8 protein-coding genes and 1 CRISPR repeat array are annotated in these 9,789 nt (G+C 34.9%); all 8 genes read left to right on the top strand.

Going from position 1 to position 9,789, the window contains the following annotated elements:
* Nucleotides 1-163: 163 nt before the first annotated feature.
* From HMPREF2571_RS10160 to cas2e, 8 genes are read left to right on the top strand one after another with little or no spacing between them, the layout of a single operon-like run.
* A complete protein-coding gene (locus tag HMPREF2571_RS10160) occupies nt 164-2,944 on the top strand; it encodes a CRISPR-associated helicase/endonuclease Cas3 (RefSeq protein WP_013990633.1) in 2,781 nt (926 codons plus the stop codon).
* A complete protein-coding gene (locus HMPREF2571_RS10155) occupies nt 2,931-4,598 on the top strand; it encodes a type I-E CRISPR-associated protein Cse1/CasA (RefSeq protein ID WP_013990632.1) in 1,668 nt (555 codons plus the stop codon). Before HMPREF2571_RS10160 ends, HMPREF2571_RS10155 begins: the two co-directional genes overlap by 14 nt.
* A gap of 9 nt (nt 4,599-4,607) precedes the next feature.
* Complete coding sequence (casB, locus tag HMPREF2571_RS10150; RefSeq protein ID WP_013990631.1) at nt 4,608-5,201, top strand: type I-E CRISPR-associated protein Cse2/CasB; 594 nt, start codon at nt 4,608-4,610, stop codon at nt 5,199-5,201.
* A complete protein-coding gene (gene cas7e / locus HMPREF2571_RS10145; RefSeq protein ID WP_013990630.1) occupies nt 5,191-6,258 on the top strand; it encodes a type I-E CRISPR-associated protein Cas7/Cse4/CasC in 1,068 nt (355 codons plus the stop codon). The genes casB and cas7e overlap by 11 nt, the downstream gene beginning before the upstream one ends.
* 14 nt (nt 6,259-6,272) lie before the next feature.
* Nucleotides 6,273-6,998, top strand: coding sequence for a type I-E CRISPR-associated protein Cas5/CasD (cas5e, locus tag HMPREF2571_RS10140; protein WP_041817231.1), 726 nt, complete (start codon nt 6,273-6,275; stop codon nt 6,996-6,998).
* 4 nt (nt 6,999-7,002) lie between these two features.
* The gene (gene cas6e / locus HMPREF2571_RS10135) at nt 7,003-7,641 is read left to right on the top strand and encodes a type I-E CRISPR-associated protein Cas6/Cse3/CasE (RefSeq protein WP_013990628.1); all 639 of its coding nucleotides are present in this window, start codon (nt 7,003-7,005) and stop codon (nt 7,639-7,641) included.
* Nucleotides 7,642-7,644: 3 nt separating this feature from the next.
* Nucleotides 7,645-8,586, top strand: coding sequence for a type I-E CRISPR-associated endonuclease Cas1e (gene cas1e / locus HMPREF2571_RS10130; protein WP_013990627.1), 942 nt, complete (start codon nt 7,645-7,647; stop codon nt 8,584-8,586).
* 1 nt (nt 8,587) lies between these two features.
* Entirely contained in the window at nt 8,588-9,493 is a 906-nt protein-coding gene (gene cas2e, locus HMPREF2571_RS10125) for a type I-E CRISPR-associated endoribonuclease Cas2e (RefSeq protein WP_013990626.1), read from the top strand.
* A 20-nt stretch (nt 9,494-9,513) separates the two neighbouring features.
* Nucleotides 9,514-9,786: direct repeats of the CRISPR family, unit length 28 nt; unit sequence GTTTTTCCCGCACACGCGGGGGTGATCC.
* Nucleotides 9,787-9,789: the final 3 nt, after the last annotated feature.

Raw genomic sequence — 9,789 nt, 5'->3', positions numbered from 1 at the left:
AAGTATGCACTTAATTTGACAATTCAAGGTGTTAAAAGTGATAGCTAGAAATGAAGAAAGAGCTATTAAATGAAGTATTGGAAGCTCTTTCAATTATACATTGTTTATTTTTTGTGTTAGGTATAAAATATAAAGGTGATACAATGTTAAAGGAAATTTGTATATGAAACATATTAATGATAATTTTTGGGCTAAGAAAACAGAGGAAAATAGTAGACTTCTTTGGTTACCATTAACTCAACACTTAGAAGACACGAAAAATATTGCAGGCCTCTTATGGGAACATTGGTTAAGTGAAGGACAAAAGGTATTAATTGAAAATTCTATTAATGCTAAAGCAAATATTGAAAATCAAGGGAAAAGATTGGCACAATTCCTAGGAGCTGTTCATGATATCGGTAAAGCAACACCAGCTTTTCAGACGCAAAAAGGTTATGCAAATTCAGTAGATTTGGATATTCAATTGTTAGAAAAATTGGAACGCGCAGGTTTTTCTGGCATTAGTTCTCTCCAACTAGCCTCCCCTAAAAAGAGCCATCATAGCATTGCAGGTCAATATTTGTTATCCCATTATGGCGTGGAGGAAGATATTGCAACAATTATTGGTGGGCACCATGGACGACCAGTTGATGATTTAGACGGTATAAATTCTCAAAAGAGCTATCCTTCCAATTATTTCCAGGATGAAAAGAAAGATAGTCTAGTTTATCAGAAATGGAATTCAACTCAAGAAGCTTTTTTAAACTGGGCTTTAACAGAAACAGGGTTTAATTCTGTGTCTCAGCTTCCAAAAATCAAACAGCCTGCTCAGGTTATTCTATCAGGTTTACTCATAATGTCTGACTGGATTGCTAGTAATGAACATTTTTTTCCTTTGTTAAGTTTGGATGAAACTAATGTGAAAAGCAAGAGTCAACGTATTGAAACTGGGTTTAAAAAGTGGAAAAAATCTAACTTGTGGGAACCTGAAACTTTCGTTGACCTTGTTACTCTTTATCAGGAAAGATTTGGATTTAGTCCACGAAATTTTCAGCTGATACTCTCACAAACAATCGAAAAGACGACTAATCCTGGAATAGTGATACTGGAAGCGCCGATGGGACTCGGGAAAACAGAGGCGGCTCTAGCGGCATCAGAGCAGTTATCTAGTAAAAAAGGATGTAGTGGATTGTTTTTTGGATTGCCTACACAAGCAACCTCTAATGGAATTTTTAAGAGGATTGAACAGTGGACAGAGAGTATAAAGGGTAACAATTCTGATAATTTTTCTATTCAGCTGGTTCATGGAAAAGCAGCCTTAAATACGGATTTTATAGAGCTACCTAAAGGAAATACAATTAACATGGACGACTCGGAAAACGGTAGTATTTTTGTCAATGAGTGGTTTTCTGGGAGAAAAACTTCAGCATTAGATGATTTTGTAGTTGGAACAGTCGACCAATTTTTAATGGTGGCTTTAAAACAAAAACATTTGGCCTTACGACATTTGGGGTTTAGTAAAAAAGTTATCGTTATTGATGAAGTTCACGCTTATGATGCCTATATGAGCCAATATTTGTTGGAAGCCATCAGATGGATGGGAGCTTATGGTGTTCCTGTAATTATTTTATCAGCAACTTTACCTGCCCAACAAAGAGAAAAACTCATAAAAAGCTATATGGCTGGAATGGGAGTGAAATGGCGAGATATTGAAAATATAGATCAGATAAAAATAGACGCATATCCTTTAATCACTTATAATGACGGACCTAACATTCATCAAGTTAAAACGTTCGAAAAGCAAGAACAAAAAAATATCTACATTCATCGTTTACCAGAAGAACAGTTATTTGATATTGTAAAAGAAGCTCTTGACAATGGTGGAGTAGTGGGGATAATTGTCAATACAGTGAGAAAATCTCAAGAATTGGCAAGAAATTTTTCAGATATTTTTGGAGATGATATGGTAGATTTGCTTCATTCTAATTTCATAGCAACTGAAAGAATCCGAAAAGAAAAGGATTTATTGCAAGAAATTGGGAAAAAAGCAATGCGTCCACCAAAGAAAATCATTATTGGTACACAGGTGATTGAACAGTCGTTAGATATTGATTTTGATGTACTGATAAGCGATTTAGCGCCTATGGATTTACTCATTCAACGTATCGGACGACTACATCGTCACAAAATCAAACGACCCCAAAAGCACGAAGTAGCAAGATTTTATATTTTAGGAACATTTGAAGAGTTTGATTTTGATGAAGGAACGCGTTTGGTTTATGGGGACTACCTATTAGCTAGAACTCAGTACTTTTTACCAGATGAAATACGACTTCCTGATGATATTTCACCGCTTGTCCAAAAGGTTTATAATTCAGACTTAACAATTACGTATCCAAAGCCAGAACTTCATCAAAAATATTTGGATGCTAAGATGGAACATGATGATCAGATTAAAAATAAAGAAAGAAAGGCAAAGTCATACCGTATTGCTAATCCAGTCTTAAAAAAATCGAGAGTTCGAACTAACAGTTTGATTGGTTGGTTAAAGAACCTCCATCCAAATGATAGTGAAGAAAAAGCATATGCTCAAGTTCGAGATATTGAAGATACAGTTGAAGTGATTGCTTTAAAAAAAATATCTGATGGGTATGGTTTGTTCATAGAAAATAAAGATATATCTCAGAACATTACTGATCCTATAATTGCAAAAAAGGTAGCACAAAATACTTTACGACTTCCGATGAGTTTATCCAAAGCCTATAATATTGATCAAACGATTAATGAGCTTGAAAGATATAACAATAGCCACTTAAGTCAATGGCGAAACTCATCATGGTTAAAGGGATCTCTTGGGATTATTTTTGATAAAAACAATGAGTTTATACTGAATGGATTTAAACTATTATATGATGAAAAATATGGTGTTACCATAGAAAGGTTGGATAAGAATGAGTCGGTTTAATTTACTTGATGAACCCTGGATTTCTGTTGTTTATGACGAGAAAGGATCCACAAAAGATGTTTCTTTACAGGATTTATTTACAAATGCTCATCAGTATAAAGAATTAGCAGGAGATACGAAAACACAAGATTTTGCGGTATTACGAGTATTGTTGGCTGTTTTACATACAGTCTTTTCCCGATTTGATGTAGATGGAAATGTTTATGAGTACCTTACTATTGATGAACGATGGAATCAGCTTGAACCAGTGGATGAGATGGATATTGAGAATTATGTGGAAGCTCTTTATGAAACATGGGAAAAACTTTGGGCTAATAAAATATTTCCAAATATTGTTAATCAATACTTAGAAAAATGGCGAGATCGCTTTTACTTATTTGACGAAAAATATCCATTTTTTCAGGTAACAAAAGAAGAGATTGCTGGAGATAAAATTAGCAAAGCTAAAGCAAGCAGTATTTGGGGTAAAAATATAAATAGAATTATATCTGAGAGTGGAAATAAGATAGCTTTATTTTCCCCAAAAGATGGAGAAAATAAAAATACTCTAACTGCCGCAGAATTAGCTAGATGGCTAATTACCTTTCAAGGGTATTCAGGATTATCCGATAAGGTCATTTTTGGAAATGAAAAATATAAATCTTCGAAAGGATGGCTATTTGATATTGGTGCTATTTACATTAAAGGTAACACTCTATTCGAAACGTTGTTACTAAATTATATTTCACCATATAATGAACGTGGTAATGTAGAAAATATTCAGCGACCTTGTTGGGAACTTGAAAGTTCTGATATCATTAAAAGCTACCTTGATGAAAAAGATATTACCAATATAGCTAGTTTATATACTGTTTGGAGTAGAGGAATCTATATTGACCCAGACTTTAATTTAAATAAACCTTTCTCTTTTGAAATTGTGAAATTACCTGATATCAATCATAGGGATAATTTTTTGGAGCCAATGACAATATGGAAGTATAATGTTTCGGGTGAAAATAGGGATAGCTATACACCAAAGAAACATTTTTTGAATCAATCTTTATGGCGATCTTTTGGCTTGTTATCTATAAAAGATACTAATCTTCAATATAGAAAACCTGGCGTTATCGATTGGCTTACATATATTGATGATATAATAGGAAATCGACTATCAACTATTGTTGCAATTAGTATGCAGGACGATGGAAACGCTACTTCATGGCTTCCAACGGATGAGGTTATTGACTCAATTTTTATCAATGATTTGGTTTTAACGGATTTAGACGAGGGTGGTTGGGTTCCTCGTATCAATGAAGTAGTAGAAGAAACAAAAAAAATTATTTCTAGAACATATAAAACGTATATTAATGATATAAAGGAAATCCGAAATATCTCTAATGGTAGTTATACTCAACAGATGGTTGAAAGTCTATATTTCAAAATCGATCAACCTTTCCGACAATGGTTAGCTAGCATTCAACCAGAAGATAATAAAGATTCTAAAATACAAGAATGGAGAGTTTTACTGAAGAAAATAGTTAAAGCTGAAGCAGAAGTTATTTTACATCAAGGGGGGACGAGAGACTATCTTGGTATCCAAAAAGATGGGCGAATTAAGAATATTGCAACTGCCTATAATTCGTTTGATTTTTGGCTTCGTCAACAGTTAAAATAGGAGCAGAGAATGTCACAACATACTAAACAAACAGTTTGGACTGTTACAAAGAAGATTATTTTCAAATTGAGTAACCAAAAAGAGGAAACATATGATAAAGCTACACTAGCGAAAGTTAGGAAAACATTGGGGAAACCCTTGAGTGAAGCAACAGAAATGTGGCCAATTCTGTTCGAAAATTTACCAGAGGAATTTTTAAGTTCTTATCAGCAACCAAGCTATGAGGAATTAGCTATTTATACAGCACTTCAATTGTATGCATTGCATCAGCAAGGTGTTTCAACGAGTGTGATGCTAGATGATTCTAAGCCTTATGAAAATATAGGTTTTGCACTTGGTAAACTTAGGAAAGAAGATAATACCACTTCAATTGATAGACGATTCAATACCATGATTACCTCATCAACGTTTGAAGAACTTACTTATCATTTAAGGCATTTGATTTCGCTACTTAAAGTGGAGTCACCGGTGATTCAGGTTAATTACTCTGCCCTAGCAAATGATTTATATTGGTTTTTAAATAATAGTCAAGAAAATGTCCGCCTAAATTGGGCAAGAGCATATTATAAACAAATCAAAGGAGAAAAAAACAATGACAACTGAACAACGATTATTTTTAGATATTCATGCTATTCAAACCTTACCACCTTCAAATATGAATAGAGATGATACAGGTAGCCCGAAAACAGCTCAGTATGGAGGAGTTAGAAGATCTCGCGTGAGTTCCCAATCATGGAAGAAAGCGATGAGAGAATATTTTAATACTCATGGTGATCAGTCAAATGTTGGTATTAGAACAAAAGAAATTGTGAGATATGTTGCAGATAAAATTGTAGAACTAGATAGTTCTATCAGTATTGAAGATGCTTTGGAAAAAGCCGATAAAGTCTTGATAGCTGCTGGAATCAAGAAAAAAGGTGAAGTTAAAGCGCTTTATTTTATGGGTGATAGTCAAGCTAAGAAGTTGGCTCAAGCAGCTTATGACAATATAACAGATAAAAAAGAACTCCAAAAGTTGGCTAATGCAGATCCAGCTATTGATATTGCCCTGTTTGGTCGAATGGTAGCTGAAGATCCAACTCTTAACGAGGATTCTTCTTCTCAGGTTGCACATGCTATTTCCACACATCCAGTACAAACTGAATTTGATTTCTTTACGGCTGTTGATGATTTAGCTCCAAAGGATAATGCAGGGGCAGGTATGCTTGGAACTGTTGAGTTTAATTCTTCTACACTATATCGCTATGCAAATGTTGCGATTCATGAATTATCAAAACAATTAGGAAACAAGGAATCGTTGGATAATAGTTTATCTTTGTTCATTGAGGCTTTTGCAAAGTCACTTCCAACAGGGAAAGTAAATACATTTGCTAATCAAACGCTACCACAGACTTTAATTGTAACTGTTCGAAGTGATCGTCCGGTTAATCTTGTCAGTGCATTTGAAGAACCAGTTAAATCAATAGAAGGCTATGTTACTAGATCTATCGATAAACTCGCCAAAGAGTTTATTAAGGTTGAAAAATTTGTAGACAAACCACTTATGACCTTCTATGTTACTTTGCATGAGAGCGACAGTCTAAAACAAATTGGGGAGGAAAAAGATTCAGTTTCAAAATTATTGGAAGATTTTTCAGAAATGATAGCCCAATATATTTAAAATAGGTGAATGCTATGAAGACGATTTTGTTGAAATTTGCTGGTCCCTTACAATCATGGGGGACGAGTTCACATTTTGAAACTAGGCATACAGATTTTTATCCTTCCAAAAGTGCGATAATTGGACTAATTGCTGCTAGTTTAGGTTATAGGAGAGAGGAAGATGAAAAAATCCAAAAACTAAATGAACTCGATTTTGCTGTTCGTGTCGATCAGCAAGGAAATCTGTTAAGAGACTTCCATATTGCACAGAAGTATACAGAAAAGGGTAAATTTGATAGAAATTATGTTACGAATCGGTATTATCTAGAAGACGCTGTATTTGTTGTAGCCCTCTCCCATACAGATGATAGCTTTATAGATATCATTAAAGGTGCTTTGAAAAATCCCTATTTCCAACCTTTTATGGGAAGAAGGGCACTCCCAATAACTGCAGACTTTATCTTAGGTGAGACAGATGTTAATCCATTAGAGAGCCTAAAATCGTTGAAATGGCAAGCTTCTCCATGGTTTATGAAAAAATCTCATGATAAGGATGCTATTTCTTTGGAAGTTTATCTAGATAGTCAATTAGTCAATAAGGATGTTTATCAGCTGAGGCAAGATTATGTTAGGTCATTTTCACAAAAAGGGAGAAGATTTGGTTTTAGATATGAAGTACGTGAATTAATCAGTGTTCAAAATCCTCACTATTTAAATAGAAATACAGAGCATAACATTTTTGAGAGTATAGGAGAATGAAGTAATGTACATTTCTAGGGTAGAAATTGATCGATATAATAGACGAAGGGTTAGAGATTTAACGCATGTAGGAGCTTATCATGCTTGGGTGGAGGAGAGTTTTCCATCGGAATTAGAGCAATCAATCCGTACAAGAAAATTATGGCGAATCGATCGTATTCAAGGTAAGGATTATCTTATTATTGTAAGTAAAGAAAAACCTAATTTAAAAAAACTTGAAAAATATGGTGTTGTAGGAAGTGCTCAAACTAAGCACTATCAACATTTTTTAGATAACATCAAAACTGGTTGTCGAATGAATTTTAGAGTAGTGCTGAATCCGGTTATTTCAATTTCTTCACCTGATAAATCAAAACGTGGGGTAGTAAAACCGCATGTGACGATTGAACATCAGATGGACTTTCTAGTGAAACGATCTGAGAAAAATGGCTTCTCATTAGTAGGAGAAAGTTTTTCAATTGTTGAGCGTGGTTATGAAGTTTTTCAGAAACCAGAAAAACCCATACGGCTATCAAAAGTTGTTTACGAAGGAACTTTAACTGTTAGTGATGAGACGCTTTTCAAAAAAATACTGACGGAGGGAATTGGAAAGAAAAAAGCATATGGTTTTGGTTTGATGACAGTGGTGCCACTTGAGGAATGAGTCATGGTAGAAAAAAGTGGAGCTAAGAAAACTTCTTTGAGAGAACTACCTAAAATTAGCGATCGTGTTAGTTTTATTTACGTTGAACATGCTAAAATTAATCGTGTTGATAGTGCAATCACAGTGCTGGATAGTAGGGGGACAGTTCGAATACCTGCTGCTATGATCGGTGTATTGTTATTAGGACCGGGTACCGATATTAGTCATCGTGCTGTAGAATTGATCGGAGATACTGGAACTAGTATGGTTTGGGTTGGTGAGCGTGGTGTTCGTCAATATGCACATGGGAGATCTTTGGCACACTCAACAAAATTTTTAGAGAAACAAGCAAAACTTGTCTCAAATTCTCGATTCCGTTTAGCGGTTGCTCGTAAGATGTATCAAATGAGATTCCCAGATGAAGATGTGTCTGCGATGACCATGCAACAACTACGTGGACGGGAAGGAGCAAGAGTTCGAAGAGTATATCGGTTGCAATCTGAAAAATATCATGTTTCTTGGTCTAAAAGAGAGTACAATCCTGATGACTTTGAAGGTGGTGATATCGTTAATCAAGCTTTGTCAGCAGCTAATGTAGCTTTATATGGTCTAGTACATAGTATAGTAGTTGCATTAGGAGCTTCACCAGGTTTAGGATTTGTACATACGGGCCATGATTTATCTTTTATCTATGATATAGCAGATTTATATAAAGCTGAATTAACGATTCCGTTGGCGTTTGAAATCGCAGCTAATTTTACCGAGATTGATGATATTGGAAAGATTGCTCGTCAGAAGGTTAGAGATTCCTTTGTTGATGGTAAATTAATAGTTCGAATTGTACAGGATATTCAATATCTATTTGATCTTGATGATGATGAAGAACTAATAGTCGATACTCTATCTTTATGGGATGACAAAGACATGCTTGTTAAGTATGGTGTTAGCTACAAGGAGGGCTTGTGAGATGCCCTTTACAGTGGTGACATTAAAAAGTGTACCTCCGTCTCTTAGGGGGGATCTCACTAAATGGATGCAAGAGATTGCTACAGGAGTTTACATCGGTAATTTTAATTCTAGGATTCGAGAGAAATTATGGAATAGAATTCAGACAAATGTTGGTGAAGGAGAGGCAACGATTAGTTATTACTATCGCAATGAGATTGGTTATCAGTTTGATACGATAAATTCCCAAAAATCTGTGGTGAATTTTGATGGTATTCCACTAGTATTAATACCTAACCCAAAGACATCTTCAGAGAATCATCCTAAATTAGGATATAGTAACGCTGCAAAGTTTCGTAAAATAAAACGATATTCTAGTTATAGAGGACCACAAGCTAACTCTTTAAAACCTTATGTTGTTATTGATATAGAAACTGATGGATTAGACGAGAAAAAGAATACAATTATTGAGATTGGAGCAGTCAAGTTTAATGGACAACAAGTAGAGGAATTTAATGCTTTGATTAAGTATGAGGAGAAATTACCTCCTACAATTTCTAAATTGACAGGAATTTCTAAAACCTTATTAGATAAAGAAGGACGTGATTTAAAAGAAGTACTTTCTGAATTCTTATTATTTATTGGTGATTTAACTATAGTCGGCTATAATATCCATTTTGATATTCAGTTTATCAATAATAAACTGAATAAATTAGGTTTACCCTTATTAATAAATAAAACTCATGATATAATGAGATATGTCAAGAATGAGAAGTTATTCTTGGATAATTATCAATTGCAGACTGCCCTAAAGGCATATGGGATCGAGGATCAAGTTCCTCATAGAGCGTTGAAAGATGCTAGACTAATCTATCATTTATCAACTAAAGTAAATAAATTCTTAGCTAGAATGAAAGAAAAGTCTTAATTTCATTGGGACCTTTTAGTGTTTTTCCCGCACACGCGGGGGTGATCCCGCTTCGACTGAATAGACATAAGGAAAATCGCTGTTTTTCCCGCACACGCGGGGGTGATCCCCCTAAAATAGATCCTAAGACAGGTGAAGAACTGTTTTTCCCGCACACGCGGGGGTGATCCCAGACCGTTTTGGAATCGCAGAAATATATCCTTAGTTTTTCCCGCACACGCGGGGGTGATCCTAGCGACGTTGTGGTTGAAACTCTGTTTTAGAGGTTTTTCCCGCACACGCGGGGGTGATCCTGA

It is taken from the genome of Streptococcus sp. HMSC068F04 (genome assembly GCF_001837455.1).
In the GTDB taxonomy this organism is placed as follows: Bacteria; Bacillota; Bacilli; order Lactobacillales; family Streptococcaceae; genus Streptococcus; species Streptococcus salivarius_D.
The sequence above is the reverse complement of the archived record's forward strand: the minus strand, read 5'-3'. Positions and strand labels throughout refer to the sequence as shown.

Coding starts and splice junctions, on each gene's coding strand:
- cas5e (WP_041817231.1), top strand. CDS start 6,273: ATGAAGACGATTTTGTTGAAATTTGCTGGTCCCTTACAATCATGGGGG.
- cas1e (WP_013990627.1), top strand. CDS start 7,645: ATGGTAGAAAAAAGTGGAGCTAAGAAAACTTCTTTGAGAGAACTACCT.
- HMPREF2571_RS10160 (WP_013990633.1), top strand. CDS start 164: ATGAAACATATTAATGATAATTTTTGGGCTAAGAAAACAGAGGAAAAT.
- cas7e (WP_013990630.1), top strand. CDS start 5,191: ATGACAACTGAACAACGATTATTTTTAGATATTCATGCTATTCAAACC.
- casB (WP_013990631.1), top strand. CDS start 4,608: ATGTCACAACATACTAAACAAACAGTTTGGACTGTTACAAAGAAGATT.
- cas2e (WP_013990626.1), top strand. CDS start 8,588: ATGCCCTTTACAGTGGTGACATTAAAAAGTGTACCTCCGTCTCTTAGG.
- HMPREF2571_RS10155 (WP_013990632.1), top strand. CDS start 2,931: ATGAGTCGGTTTAATTTACTTGATGAACCCTGGATTTCTGTTGTTTAT.
- cas6e (WP_013990628.1), top strand. CDS start 7,003: ATGTACATTTCTAGGGTAGAAATTGATCGATATAATAGACGAAGGGTT.